This is a genomic window from Streptomyces sp. NPDC057438 (assembly GCF_042802995.1).
GTDB lineage: Bacteria > Actinomycetota > Actinomycetes > Streptomycetales > Streptomycetaceae > Streptomyces.
The window spans coordinates 25,026-37,260 of the sequence record NZ_JBHVDD010000094.1 but is presented as its reverse complement, the minus strand read 5'-3'; the positions used below and the strand labels follow the sequence as shown (position 1 = coordinate 37,260).

The window sequence follows — 12,235 nt, the reverse complement described above, 5'->3', positions numbered from 1 at the left end:
CATGCCGAAGGGCCCCGGAGAGGATCCGGGGCCCTTCGGCATGTGCGGTCGATGTGCGGTCGGCCCGACCGGCCGGAACGGCCGGAGCGCCTAGAACGGCTCGAAGTCGTCGTACTCCTTCTGGAGTTCGTCCCGCTCCGCCTGGCGGTCGCGGCGGCGCTGCACGGCCGGGCGGGGCTCCTCGAAGCGGTGGTCCTCGCCGCGGCGGCCGAGCATCTCCGCGCCGGCCATGACGGTCGGCTCCCAGTCGAAGACGACCGCGTTGTCCTCGGGGCCGATGGCGACGCCGTCGCCGGAGCGGGCGCCCGCCTTCATCAGCTCGTCCTCGACGCCGAGCCGGTTGAGGCGGTCGGCGAGGTAGCCCACCGCCTCGTCGTTGCTGAAGTCGGTCTGCCGGACCCAGCGCTCCGGCTTCTCGCCCCGGACGCGGAACAGGCCGTCCTCCTCCCGCACGACCGTGAAGCCGGCGTCGTCGACGGCCTTGGGCCGGATGACGATCCGCGTCGCCTCCTCCTTCGGCTTGGCGGCGCGTGCCCGGCCCACGAGGTCGGCGAGTGCGAACGACAGCTCCCTCAGACCCGTGTGGGCGACGGCGGACACCTCGAAGACCCGGTAGCCGCGGGCCTCCAGGTCCGGCCGCACCATCTCGGCGAGGTCCTTGCCGTCGGGCACGTCGATCTTGTTGAGGACGACGATCCGGGGCCGCTTGTCGAGTCCGCCGTACTGCGTCAGCTCCTCCTCGATGATGTCGAGGTCGGAGACGGGGTCGCGGTCGGACTCCAGGGTGGCCGTGTCGAGGACGTGGACGAGGACGCTGCAGCGCTCGACGTGGCGCAGGAACTCCAGGCCCAGGCCCTTGCCCTGGCTCGCGCCGGGGATCAGTCCGGGGACGTCGGCGATCGTGTAGACGGTGTCGCCGGCCGTCACCACGCCCAGATTGGGGACGAGCGTCGTGAAGGGGTAGTCCGCGATCTTCGGCTTGGCGGCGCTCAGCACCGAGATCAGCGAGGACTTGCCCGCGCTCGGGTAGCCGACCAGCGCCACGTCGGCGACGGTCTTCAGCTCAAGGACGATGTCGCCCATGTCGCCGGGCACGCCGAGCAGCGCGAAGCCGGGCGCCTTGCGGCGGGCGGAGGAGAGGGCCGCGTTGCCGAGACCGCCCCGGCCGCCCTGCGCGGCGACGAAGGAGGTGCCGTGGCCGACGAGGTCGGCGAGGACGTTGCCCTGCCGGTCCAGCACGACCGTGCCGTCCGGCACGGGGAGGACGAGGTCCTGCCCGTCCTTGCCCGACCGGTTGCCGCCCTCGCCGGGCTTGCCGTTGGTGGCCTTGCGGTGCGGGGAGTGGTGGTAGTCGAGGAGAGTCGTCACCGACTGGTCGACGGTCAGGACGACGTCGCCGCCCCGGCCGCCGTTGCCGCCGTCGGGGCCGCCGAGCGGCTTGAACTTCTCCCGGTGTACGGAGGCACAGCCGTGGCCTCCGTTACCCGCGGCGACATGCAGCTCGACGCGGTCCACGAAGGTGGTCATGGTGGGTGCCTCCAGATACGCGTGATGCGTGGTGTTCGGAAATGTCTTACCTGTAACACGTCAAAGGCGGACCCGCTTCCCGTACGGAATCCCGTACGAGAAGTGAGGTCCGCCTCGACGAATCGCTCTACGGAAGCCTTGGCCGTGAAGACCGGGCGAGTCGGAAGACTCAGGCGGCCGGAACGATGTTGACGACCTTGCGACCACGGCTGGTGCCGAACTCGACCGCACCGGCGTTCAGCGCGAACAGCGTGTCGTCCTTGCCGCGGCCGACACCCGAGCCCGGGTGGAAGTGCGTGCCGCGCTGGCGGACCAGGATCTCACCGGCGTTGACGACCTGACCGCCGAAGCGCTTCACGCCGAGCCGCTGAGCGTTGGAGTCGCGACCGTTCCGGGTGGACGATGCGCCCTTCTTGTGTGCCATGTCTCCTCAGTCCCTTACTTCGCAGCCGTGGGGATCTCAGTGACCTTGATCGCCGTGTACTGCTGGCGGTGGCCCTGACGACGGCGGTAGCCGGTCTTGTTCTTGTAGCGCAGAATGTCGATCTTCTGGCCCTTGTGGTGGTCCACGACCTCGGCCTGGACCTTGATGCCGGCCAGCACCCACGGGTCGCTGGTCACAGCGTCGCCGTCGACGACGAGCAGGGTCGAGAGCTCGACCGTGTCGCCGACACTGGCGGTGGAAATCTTGTCAACCTCAACGATGTCGCCGACAGCAACCTTGTGCTGGCGACCACCGCTGCGCACGATGGCGTACACGCGGATCTCACTCTCTCGCTCGGGAACGGCACCCCCGCAGTCCAGCCGCCCGACATGCGAACGGCCTCTCCCACGGCGCCCGGCGCGCGGAAGGAATGAGGTTTACGGGGATGTGACGCGTCTCTACCTACGGACACGCCGACGGTCAAGGTTACGGGCCCGCGCCCGAAGGGGTCAAACTGAGCCGTTCGCCCGCCGCGTGACCGACGTCCCACCGCCCCCGAGCAACACGTTCCCGGCCGGGCCCGGGCCCGGCGCGTACCGCGCACACCCGTGCCGGCGCGGGGGTGCCGTGCCGACACGGTCCCACATCCGCGCGCCCTGTGTGAGGTTGCTCTCTCCGCACCCACCGGTGCCGCCACATGCCGGTGCCCCTGCCGGGTGGTCTCCCACCCGGCAGGGGCACCGGCGTCAGCGGACCGCAGGTCCGCGCGGGCTCAGCCCTCGTCGGTCGAGGCCGTGACCGTGGCCGACGACTGCTCGGCGGCCACCGTGGTCTTCTTCGCGGCCGTCTTCTTCGTCGTGGCCGCCTTCTTGGCCGTGGCCTTCTTCGCGACCGTCTTCTTGGCCGCCGCCGTCTTCTTCGTGGCGGCCTTCTTCGCCGTCGCCTTCTTGGCCGTCTTCCGCGCCGCCGTCTTCTTGGCGGGCGCTTCGGCCGCGGCCTCCTCGGTGGCCTCCTCGGTGGCCGCCGCGGCGGTCTCCTCGGCCGGCGCCTCGACGGGCGCTTCAGCCGGGGTCGTGACGGCCTCCTCGGCGGAAGCCGACGGGACCACGACCACGGCCGCCTCCGCCGACGCCGCGGGTGCCGTCGCCTTGCGCACGGCACGCCGACGCGGACGCGCCGGAGCCGCGCTCTCGGTGGCGGCGGCCTCGGGCCGCGCGGCCTCGTCGGCCATGACCGGCTCGGTCACCGGCGTCACGTCCGCGGCCGGCTCGGACACCGTCACCACGGTCTCCTCAGCCGCCGCCCCGGCCGGGGCGCCCGCCGGAGCGGACACCTTCCGGGTGGCCCGGCGACGCGTACGGCCCTTGGGTGCGGCGTCCTCGGTGCTCTCGGCGGCCGGCGTCTCGACGACCGGGTCCTCCACCGCCACGGGCTCCGCCTCGGCGGCCTCCCGCGGCTTCGGGGCACGGTCCTCGGAGACGGTGCCGGTCACGGTCTCGCGGGACTTCGGCGCACCCGAGGGCGCGGACGCCCGCCGGGTCGCGCGGCGCCGCGAACGGCCGCGACCGACCGCCGCCTCGGCCTCGGCGACGCTGCTGTACAGCTCCTCGTCCGGCTCGAACTCGGGGGCGGGCAGCGCCACGGGCTCGGCGACCTCGGCGGCCACCTCGGCCTCGGCCTGTTCGGTGGTCTCCACCGGCTCGGCGGTCTCGGGCCCGGCCACGTGCTCGTGGTCGTGCTCGGCGCCGCCACGGCCGCGCTTGCGGCGCTTGCCGCCACCGCCAACGGCCGTCGGCTGGTCCATGTGCACGATCACGCCGCGCCCGTTGCAGTGGACACAGGTCTCGGAGAAGGACTCCAGCAGGCCCTGGCCGACGCGCTTGCGGGTCATCTGGACCAGGCCCAGCGAGGTGACCTCGGCGACCTGGTGCTTCGTCCGGTCGCGTCCCAGGCACTCCAGCAGGCGCCGCAGCACCAGGTCGCGGTTGGACTCCAGGACCATGTCGATGAAGTCGATGACGACGATGCCGCCGAGGTCGCGCAGCCGCAGCTGACGCACGATCTCCTCGGCCGCCTCCAGGTTGTTCCTGGTGACCGTCTCCTCCAGGTTGCCGCCCTGGCCGGTGAACTTTCCGGTGTTGACGTCGACCACGATCATGGCCTCGGTCTTGTCGATCACCAGCGAACCGCCGCTGGGCAGCCACACCTTGCGGTCCAGCGCCTTCATCAGCTGCTCGTCGATGCGGTACGTCGCGAAGACGTCGACCTCGGAGGTCCACTTCTGCAGCCGCTCCGCCAGGTCGGGCGCGACGTGCGAGACGTACCCGTGGATGGTCTCCCAGGCCTCCTCGCCGCTGACGATGACCTTGGAGAAGTCCTCGTTGAAGATGTCGCGGACGACGCGGACGGTCATGTCCGGCTCGCCGTACAGCAGCGTCGGCGCGTTGCCGTTCTTCGCCTTCTTCTGGATGTCCTCCCACTGCGCCTGCAGTCGCTCGACGTCGCGGCGCAGCTCGTCCTCGCTCGCGCCCTCGGCGGCGGTGCGCACGATGACGCCCGCGTCCTCGGGGACGATCTTCTTGAGGATGCTCTTCAGCCGGGCCCGCTCGGTGTCGGGCAGCTTGCGGCTGATCCCGGTCATCGACCCCTCGGGGACGTAGACCAGGTAGCGGCCGGGCAGCGAGACCTGGCTGGTCAGACGCGCGCCCTTGTGTCCGATCGGGTCCTTGGTGACCTGGACGAGCACCGACTGGCCGGACTTCAGGGCGGATTCGATCCGGCGCGGCCCGTTGGCCATGCCGAGTGCCTCGAAGTTGACCTCACCGGCGTACAGGACGGCGTTGCGGCCCTTGCCGATGTCGATGAAGGCGGCCTCCATCGACGGCAGCACGTTCTGCACCTTGCCGAGGTAGACGTTGCCGACGTACGAGGTCGACTGCTCCTTGTTGACGTAGTGCTCGACGAGCACGTTGTCTTCCAGGACGCCGATCTGGGTGCGCTCGCCGCTCTGGCGGACGACCATGACGCGCTCGACGGCCTCGCGGCGGGCGAGGAACTCGGCCTCGGTGATGATCGGGACGCGGCGGCGGCCCTGCTCCCTGCCTTCGCGGCGGCGCTGCTTCTTGGCCTCCAGACGGGTGGAGCCCTTGATGGACTGCACCTCGTCGGAGAACTCGGTCTCCTTGGCGCGCCGTTCCCGCGGCTCACGGACCTTGACGACCGTGCGCTCGGGGTCGTCGGGCGTCGCGTCGGCGTCGGTGCCGGAGTCACCGGCGCGGCGGCGGCGGCGACGGCGACGGCGGCTGCTGCTGGAGCCGGAACCGGAGTCCTCGCGCTCGTCGGCCTCGTCCTCGGCGTCCTCGTCCAGCTGCTCGGCGGTGTCCTCGGCGTCCTGCGCGCTCTGATCGGCGGCGAGTTCGTCGCCCTCGGCGGCGTCGTCGGCGTCGGTCGCGTCGCCCCGACGGCGGCGGCGTCCGCCCCGGCGGCGGCGACGGCGCGAGCCGGTGGACTCCTCCTCGCCGTACTCGTCACCCTCACCGGCGTCCTCGGCGCCCTCTTCGGGCTCCTCGGCGTCTGCGGGCTCCTCGGCCACGACGGCGGCGGGCCGCTCCGTCACGGCGGGCTGCTCCGTCACGGCGGGCTCGCCGCGACGACGACGGCGACGGCGCGAACCGCCGGTGTTCTCCTCCTCGGCGAGCCCGCCGAGGTCGGCGGTCTCGACGGTCTCCTCGACCTCCTCGACCTCCTCGGTCTCGGTCTCCGCCGCGGCGGCGGCCTGCGCGGCGGCCCGCTCCGGCGTCTGGAACATCGGCTCGGTGAAGACGGGCGCCTGGAACACGGCCACGGCGGGCCGGGACGGGCGGGACGGCGCGTCCTCGGCGACCGGCGGGGTGGGCGCCGAGAAGCCGCCGGCGGCCTTGCGTGCCGAGCGGCGGCGGGCGCGGCGCGGACCGCCGTCCTCCGCCTCGGCGGCCGGAGCCTCCTGGACGGGCTGGGCCGGCGCGGTCTCGGCCGCGGGCGCCTCGACGGTCTTCGGCGCGGTGTCGGCGGCGGCGGCCTCGGCGGTCTCGCTCTCGGGCGCGCCGGCGGGAGTGGTCACGCGCCGCGTGGCACGGCGACGCGTACGGGCGGCGGGGGCCGCCTCCTCGACGGCGGGCGTCTCGGCGGCCGGAACCTCGGCCGGGGCGTCCGCCTCGGGCGCGACGGCACTCTCCTCCACGGCCTGCGGGGCACCGGTCGGGGCGGAAGCACGACGGGTCGCACGACGACGCGGACGAGCGGCGGGCGCCGCCTCCTCGACGGCGGCGGGCGCCTCGCCGGCCACGACGGTGGTCTCGGCGCTCTCCTCGACGGCCTGCGGGGCACCGGTCGGCGCGGAAGCACGACGGGTCGCACGACGACGCGGACGAGCGGCCGGGGCCGCCTCCTCGACGGCGGCGGGCGCCTCGTCGGCCACGACGGTGGTCTCGGTCTCCGCCACGGCGGTGGCGGCGGGCGCCACGGTCTCGACGACCTCGACGGCCTCGGTGTCCTTGGGCGCGCCGGCGGGCGCGGAGGCCCGGCGGGTCGCACGGCGACGCGTGCGGGCGGGGGGCGCCGCCTCCTGGGCTTCCTCGTCCGCCTCGGCTTCCGCGACCACCTCGGTGGTCTCCTCCACCTCGTCGGCGGACGCGAGGTCCTCGGACTCGGCGGCCGGTACGGCCGGAGCGGTGCTCTCCGCGGCGGCCTCGGAGGCGGCCGACGGCGGTCCCGCGGGGCGGGACGCGGCGCGGCGGCGACGGCGCGGCGGCAGCGTGTCGCTCGGCGTGTTCTCGGAGCCCTGCGCGGGCTCTGCGGATTCGATCGATTCGGGCATGCGGGCGTTTCTCCCGTCAGGCTCCCGGGCGCCGCGCCCGGTCCGGCATGGGCCGGTGACGTCCGCGGCTCGCGTCGTGCGCGACTGCCGCCGTCCGGGGCGCGGGCGCCGCACGGGAGCTTTCTGTGTCCTGTCTCGCCGGTTCCGTACGCCATGTTGCGTACGGCCTGGCGAAAGTCTTGTGGTCGGTGCGCTGCCCGACCCAGGTGGCTCCCGGATCAGAGGGCGACGCTACGACGTCCGTCCCTACGCGGGACCCACCGTCGCCGACGCCTTCGCGGCGGCAGTGGATTCGGCCGTTGAGAGGGCCGGGACTGCCTCGCGGTCGGGCGCGAGCGGGTCGGTCACCGTGCCGGTCTCTTCATCGAAAAGCCCCTGCGCCAGCCTGGTCACCGCTGCGGGGACCGGCGGCGCCAGGTCGGCCACGGCGCGGAGACCGGACAGGACGTCGTCGGGTCGTACGGCAGGCGTCACGTGCCGAACAACCAGGCGCAGTATCGCACAGGGCTGGTGCGTCGGCCCAGCAAGGGGCGCTGCGCCGGTGGCTCCGTCGCCCGCGTCCCGTCCGTCGCGACCGGTGAGGTCGACGACGGCGGCCCTGGCGTCGAAGGTCCGCATACCGTTCTTGGTCCTGCGCTGGACCTCGACGAGGTCCGCCGCGGTGAAGGCCTCGACCGCGCGCGCGGCTTCCGCCGGGTCCACGCCGTCCAGGCGCAGCTCCCACACGGAGGCCGTGAGCCGGTCGGCGAGCCCGGAGGTCCGGGCCTCGACCGCGTCGACGATGTCGAGGCCGGTGGGCAACGACTCGTCGAGCAGGATCCTGAGCTTCTCCGGGTCGCGCGCGTCGGTGAGCGCGATCTCCAGATACTCCGCCTCGCTGCCCGTGCCGGTGGGTGCGGCATTGGCGTACGACACCTTCGGATGCGGCGTGAACCCCGCCGAGTACGCCATGGGCACCTCGGCACGGCGCAGCGCACGCTCGAAGGCGCGCTGGAAGTCACGGTGGCTGGTGAACCGGAGGCGGCCGCGCTTGGTGTAGCGCAGTCGGATGCGCTGCACCGCGGGTGCGGGCGGCGGGCCTTCGGGCTGTCGCTTGCCCAGTGTCGTTCAGTCCTTCGTGAGAGCGGTCGTACTTCTACCAAGAGTACGTGCCCCGGCGGCGCTCGGTTCCCGCCCGTGGACGGCCTTCGGCTCCGCAGGCCGTCCGAGGAGTGCCGAGCGCACGGCGGCGCGGGCCTGGCGGGCGGACTCGCGGGCGGTGGCCCACGCCTGCCGGGTGATCCGGCCGGCGGTGCGCGCGACCGCCGCGGCCGGTTTCCACACGACGTCCCGCACGAAGTGGCCGGCGGGCGTGAGGACGGTCCGGTACAGCCACAGCGTCGGCTCGACGAGGAGCCACCGCAGGAGGCCGGCCAGGAACCGGCCGACGGCGCGCGAGACCCGTCCGGCCACGCGCCAGGCGTGACCGAAGGCGTCCCCGACCTCCCGGCCCACGACGACGAGCATGCGCCCGACCGGCGCGAGGACCCACCGCCACACGGCGAGCGCGGGCAGGACGAGCAGCACGCGTGCCGTCCAGCAGAGGGCGAGCCAGAGCCCGGTGGAGATCATCCGTACGAGCCACAGGGCTCCTCGGGCCACCCACGCGATCGCGTGTCCGACGGGGGTCAGCACATACCCGTACAGCCACCCGGCCGGCACGACGAGGAGGCAGCGCGCCAGCCGGGCCAGGCCGGAGAACAGCACGGCCGCGGCGGCGGCGGTTCCGGCCCCGATCTCCCTGGCGAGCCACGCGACGCCCCGCCCGAACGGCGCCAGCGTCCACCGGTACAGCCATCCGAGCCCGGCGCCCAGCCCGCCGGCCAGCCAGAGCGCTCCGGCCCGGATCCCGGTGGCCGCCCAGGCGATCGCGTGCCCCACCGGCGTCAGCGCGTACCGGTACACCCACACCGCCGGTACGAGGAGCAGCCGGTACCCGAGCCACGCGCACCCCTGGGCGAGGGGCACGACGGCGTAGCGCCACAGCGCCACCCACGGCCACACGAGAACGGCCCTGGCGACCCACGACGACGCCCGCCCCAACGGCCTCAGCACGGTGTCCCCGAGGAACCGGCCGGCCACCACGAGCACGTCCCACAGCATCCGCACGGGAACGACCAGGACCAGCACGACGATCCGCACGGGGATCCGGATCGCGGCCGTGAGACAGCCCTCGGGCGACTGCCGCGGGGCGGGCGGCCGCGCCGCCGCGGGCCCGGCGGCGCGTTCGACGGACGGCTCGGCGGCCGGTCGGACGGGGGGCCTCTTGTCCAGGTCCATGACGACAGAGACGCCGGGGCGGCCCGTACGGATCCAATCGAGCGAGGTCCGCACCGGGCACGGTCCTCCCGTGCTTCCGCGGTCCTCTCGTCTGCGGTCCTACCGTTTGCGCCCGGAGGCCGTGGCGGACGCGGGCTCGGGGCGGCGAACCACGGCGGACAGCTCCGGCCCGGGGACGTGCGGTGCGGAGAACTCCCGGTTGATCTCGACCCGGCGGCGGACGCGTTCGGGCAGGTCCCGCATGGCCAGCAGACGGTCGCAGGCCCGAACGGCCCCGGCGTGGTCGCCCACCCAGTGGGCGGTGATGGAGAACTCGAACAGCAGGCCCCAGCGGTAGACCCAGGGCTTGGTGAAGAGGAGGTCGTCCGGGGCGGGCCTGTCGACGACGTCGACGAGGAGGGCGTACGCCGTGTGGTAGCGGCGGCGAAGACGCAGCCGGGAGGCCAGCTCGTAGCATGCCTCCAGCCGTGCGGGACGTGCTTCCCAGGCGCGGGAGAGCGTGTCCATGGCTCCCGGCCAGTCCTCCTCCGTCTCCGCCCTGAGGATGCCCGCTTCGAGCAGTGCGCAGTAGACCTCCTCGCCCCAGCCGCCCATCGCCGCACGCCGCTCGTACAGGGCGATCGCCTCGCGCGCGTGGCCCAGGTCGCGTTCGGTGTTGGCGAGGTAGAAGACCGTGCGGGGGTTGGTGGGGTCGCGGTCGAGCTCGCGCCTGAGCAGACGCGCGTCGCGCTCGAACTTGTCGCCGCGGCAGCCGCCGTCGGCATGGTCCTCGATGACGATCGCGTCCAGGTTCTCCTGGACGTCGGGCCCGTCGGTGCACGGGTACTCATGGGTGACGCCCTCGTACCGCCAGAGACGGTCCCCCCGCATCAGGTGCTTGAAGCGGTGCTGGGTGCCGGGGGTGTCGTAGCGCAGCATGTACGAGGTGGCCGTCAGCCGGGGAAGCGGCGCGTCCTGGCGCAGTACGTGGTCGGCGTCGATGGTGAGCAGATAGTCGGCGCTGCCCCGGGCGTGCTGGATGTTCCGCGTCCGGTTGTGGCCGAAGTCGACCCAGGGGTCCTGGTGGAGCTCGCCCGGGATGCCGTCCAGCGCCGTGCGGATCAGGTCCTGCGTGCCGTCCGTCGAGCCGGTGTCGGAGATGACCCAGGTGTCGATCAGGGGGCGTACGGAGGCGAGGCAGCGTTCGATCACGCGGGCCTCGTTCTTGACGATCATGCAGAGGCAGATGGTCTGCGGCTTCATGGCTCACCGGTCCCGGGGACGTTGGAACGCTGCCCGAGCGGCCGCGTGACATACCTCCTCATATCTCACAAATAGCTGTCCACGGCGTCGAATTAGCCCAGTCGTGACTCCCGGTTGGTCCGACCTGATGATCTGCGTCCCCGTCCGGACCAGCGCGCTGGTCGGCTCGGTGGACAGGGGTGAGGCTCACGATCGAGTGAGGGGAAAAGCCCCAAACCGGTTGAAACAAGGAGCACATAGATGAGTCCTGAGCGCAGGACGATCTCACTGATAGGCCCGCTGGCTCGCGACAGGATCACCAAGGTCAGCACCTTCGCCTCGCTCGCGCTGGTAGTGACAGCCGGTCTGGCCGCCCCCGCCGTCGCGACCACGCGAAGCATGTCCGAGCACTCCACGCTGACGAGGCCCGAGGACGAGGGGTGCCCTCCCTCCGGCGAGCACGACCAGCACCACGACGAGCACGGCGGGCAGCAGGACGAGCACGGCGGGCAGCAGAACGAGCACGACTCCTCGGCGTCCGACTGGTACGACGGCGGGGACCACAACCGCATCGCGCCCCTCGGTGGCAACGACGACCACTGCGAGGTCGCTTCCGGCGGCCCCACCGGCCCCACGGGAGCGACCGGCGCCACGGGCCCGAGAGGTGAGACCGGCCCCCGGGGCGACACCGGCCCCCGAGGGGAGACCGGTCCGCAGGGCGACACCGGCGAGGACGGCGCCACGGGTCCGACCGGACCCACGGGAGCGGACGGCCTCACGGGTGCGACCGGGCCGACGGGCGCGACCGGCATCGCCGGGCCCACCGGGCCGACGGGCGCGACCGGCATCGCGGGACCCACCGGGCCCACCGGCCCCGCCGACGGGGGAGCCACGGGCGCCACAGGCGCTACCGGGGCGACGGGCGCGACCGGCGCCACCGGCGCGACCGGCGCGACCGGCGCCACGGGAGCGACCGGTTCGACGGGCTCGGTCGGCGCGACCGGCGCCACGGGCTCCACGGGCGCCGCGGGAACGACCGGCGCCACCGGACCCGCCGGCCCCTGCTCCGACATCGACGCGGTGCAGGACTCGAAGAAGCTCGAGTTCCGGGTCGTGCTGACCGAGGGGCGGGTCTTCGCCGGCATCCGCGACCTGACGGGCGCGACCGCCCACCCGTTCCTGTGGACGGATCTCAGCACCCACCCCAACTTCCCCTCGGGCGGCCAGGATTCACAGGGCCGCCAGGTCGGCTACGCCTGCGGTGTCTCCGTCAACACCCACTCCTACACCGGACACGGGCAGAAGGAGACGGGCAAGGACCACGGCCAGAGCACCGGACACGGCCAGGGCACGAGCACAGGGCACGGTCAGAGCACGGGCCAGAGCCACGGCCAAGGACATGCCCAGAGCACCGGTCAGCACCAGAGCACGGGCCAGGGCCAGGGCCACGCCGAGAACGCGAGCCAGGCCCATGCCCAGAACACGGGCGAGGAGTACACCCAGGGCACCGGTCACGACACCGGCCAGGACCATTCCCAGGGCACCGGCCAGGGCCACGGCACCGGCACCGGGAAGGACCACGGCGGGGACAAGGGCCAGGACAAGGGCGATCACACGGGCGCCGACAAGGGCCTCGTCAAGTTCAACGTCGTCACCACCGCGGGCCAGATCTGGGAGACCACCTGCGTGCCGGTCGACACGACACCGCACGCCACCCTGAACTGCGACGACGCCCAGGGCAACCCGCGCCCCTGGTACAGGGTCGAACTCCAGCCCTCGGAGAGCATCATCAACGGCGGCTCGACCGTCACACCCCGCGTGACAGGCCGGTAGCACACGAACAGGGGTGCCCGGAGATCGGCCGACCCGACCTCCGGACACCCCTCACG

At 73.1% G+C, this 12,235-nt stretch carries 8 protein-coding genes; 1 reads left to right on the top strand and 7 read right to left on the bottom strand.

Translation table 11 applies throughout. The features are described from left to right. Window positions 1-90 precede the first annotated feature (90 nt). From obgE to ACFU5F_RS35340, 7 genes are all read right to left on the bottom strand, one after another. On the bottom strand, window positions 91-1,527 hold the full coding sequence (gene obgE / locus ACFU5F_RS35370) for a GTPase ObgE (protein WP_383896461.1): 1,437 nt from the start codon (window positions 1,525-1,527) through the stop codon (window positions 91-93). A gap of 169 nt (window positions 1,528-1,696) precedes the next feature. After that, complete coding sequence (rpmA, locus tag ACFU5F_RS35365; RefSeq protein ID WP_020115438.1) at window positions 1,697-1,951, bottom strand: 50S ribosomal protein L27; 255 nt, start codon at window positions 1,949-1,951, stop codon at window positions 1,697-1,699. Window positions 1,952-1,965: 14 nt separating this feature from the next. Beyond that, complete coding sequence (rplU, locus tag ACFU5F_RS35360) at window positions 1,966-2,286, bottom strand: 50S ribosomal protein L21 (protein WP_383896459.1); 321 nt, start codon at window positions 2,284-2,286, stop codon at window positions 1,966-1,968. A 437-nt stretch (window positions 2,287-2,723) separates the two neighbouring features. Beyond that, window positions 2,724-6,806, bottom strand: a complete 4,083-nt coding sequence (locus ACFU5F_RS35355; protein WP_383896457.1) for a ribonuclease E/G — start codon at window positions 6,804-6,806, stop codon at window positions 2,724-2,726. A gap of 246 nt (window positions 6,807-7,052) precedes the next feature. Then, complete coding sequence (locus tag ACFU5F_RS35350) at window positions 7,053-7,865, bottom strand: TIGR03936 family radical SAM-associated protein (protein ID WP_383896455.1); 813 nt, start codon at window positions 7,863-7,865, stop codon at window positions 7,053-7,055. Window positions 7,866-7,913: 48 nt separating this feature from the next. Next, entirely contained in the window at window positions 7,914-9,125 is a 1,212-nt protein-coding gene (locus ACFU5F_RS35345; protein ID WP_383896469.1) for a hypothetical protein, read from the bottom strand. 99 nt (window positions 9,126-9,224) lie between these two features. Further along, window positions 9,225-10,367: a glycosyltransferase gene (locus ACFU5F_RS35340; RefSeq protein WP_383896452.1), complete on the bottom strand. Its 1,143-nt coding sequence runs from the start codon at window positions 10,365-10,367 to the stop codon at window positions 9,225-9,227. Between the two features lie 240 nt (window positions 10,368-10,607). Between ACFU5F_RS35340 and ACFU5F_RS35335 the strand changes: the two genes are divergently transcribed. Beyond that, window positions 10,608-12,179: a collagen-like protein gene (locus tag ACFU5F_RS35335; protein ID WP_383896450.1), complete on the top strand. Its 1,572-nt coding sequence runs from the start codon at window positions 10,608-10,610 to the stop codon at window positions 12,177-12,179. The last annotated feature ends 56 nt before the right edge of the window (window positions 12,180-12,235 follow it).

Coding starts and splice junctions, on each gene's coding strand:
- ACFU5F_RS35345 (WP_383896469.1), bottom strand. CDS start 9,125: ATGGACCTGGACAAGAGGCCCCCCGTCCGACCGGCCGCCGAGCCGTCC.
- obgE (WP_383896461.1), bottom strand. CDS start 1,527: ATGACCACCTTCGTGGACCGCGTCGAGCTGCATGTCGCCGCGGGTAAC.
- ACFU5F_RS35340 (WP_383896452.1), bottom strand. CDS start 10,367: ATGAAGCCGCAGACCATCTGCCTCTGCATGATCGTCAAGAACGAGGCC.
- ACFU5F_RS35355 (WP_383896457.1), bottom strand. CDS start 6,806: ATGCCCGAATCGATCGAATCCGCAGAGCCCGCGCAGGGCTCCGAGAAC.
- ACFU5F_RS35335 (WP_383896450.1), top strand. CDS start 10,608: ATGAGTCCTGAGCGCAGGACGATCTCACTGATAGGCCCGCTGGCTCGC.
- rpmA (WP_020115438.1), bottom strand. CDS start 1,951: ATGGCACACAAGAAGGGCGCATCGTCCACCCGGAACGGTCGCGACTCC.